The organism is Synechococcus sp. BA-120 BA3, assembly GCF_034931285.1.
GTDB lineage: Bacteria > Cyanobacteriota > Cyanobacteriia > PCC-6307 > Cyanobiaceae > Cyanobium.
The window spans coordinates 1-1071 of record NZ_JAYGHZ010000194.1; the positions used below are offsets into that span (position 1 = coordinate 1).

The 1071-nt window shown below is 73.5% G+C and carries 1 protein-coding gene; it reads right to left on the bottom strand.

What is annotated here, in order from left to right; genetic code table 11:
* Nucleotides 1-1013: M16 family metallopeptidase (locus tag VB737_RS07210; RefSeq protein ID WP_500312238.1), on the bottom strand; the 1013-nt coding region annotated here is incomplete at its 3' end.
* Nucleotides 1014-1071: the final 58 nt, after the last annotated feature.

Consider the following 1071-nt stretch of genomic DNA (forward strand, 5'->3'; position numbering starts at 1 on the left):
GCGCGCAGGTCCTCGGCGCCCAGGCCAGGGGCCCGCTCCAGCACCCGGCGCACATGGTCGGCGGGCAGGCCCTGGCTGAGCACCAGGGCGAGCCGCTCGGCGATCTGGGAGCAGGTCTGGCGCCCCATGGCGTCCTGGCCCTGGAACTTGGCCAGGGCCAGCAGCCGTGAGCCTTCGTCCAGCGGCTCCTCGAGGAGCCGCTGCCACTCGTCCAGCAGGCAGGTGGTGGCTTCCGCCACCCGCTCGGCCGAGGTGGACAGGTGCATCACGAACGGCGCGCCGCCGGCATGGGCCGGCAGGTGCACACCGACGTCGTAGGCCAGGCCACGCTCCTCCCGCATCGTGATGAACAGACGGCTGGACATGCCGAGGCCCAGGTGCGCCTGCAGCAGCCGCAGGGCCAGGGCGTCGGGATGGGCCAGGGGAACGGTCGCGGCCCCCAGCATCAGCACCACCTGCTCAGTGTCCTGGATCTGCTGACCCAGGTGCCCCGTGGCCGGCGGCGGACCGGCGAAGGGCCGGGTCACCGGGGCGTGGGTGCCCCAGGGAGAGATTGCCAGCTCCTGCTCCAGCGCCTCCCCCAGGGCGGCGGGGGCGTCGCCGCAGAGCACCAGGACGGCGCCATCGCCTCCGAGCCGTTCCACCAGGGGGCGCAGGTCGTCCGGCCCGAGGCCGGCCAGCTCCGCTTCGATGCCGAGGGGATCATGGCCGTAGGGCCCGTCGCCGTAGAGCAGCCGGCGCAGCTGGTCATGGGCCAGCTGGAAGGGGTCCTCCTTCTGGCGCTGCAGCATCTGCAGGTTGAGCTGGCGCTCGATCGCCACCTGGTCGGCCTCGAGCAGGGGTCGCCGGGACATCGCCAGCAGCAGGGGCACCAGGGTGGCGGCGTCGTCGGCGGCGCACTTCAGGGCCAGCACCAGGCCATCCTCGTGGGCCTCCACCCGCAGGGCCGCACCGGCCCCTTCGACGCGGTCGGCGAGGGCCTCGGCATCGAGATCGCCGCAGCCGCGCGTCATGCTGCCGGCCAGCAGCCGGTGGGCACCCGTCGCTTATAAACATCTGACGCCACCGACG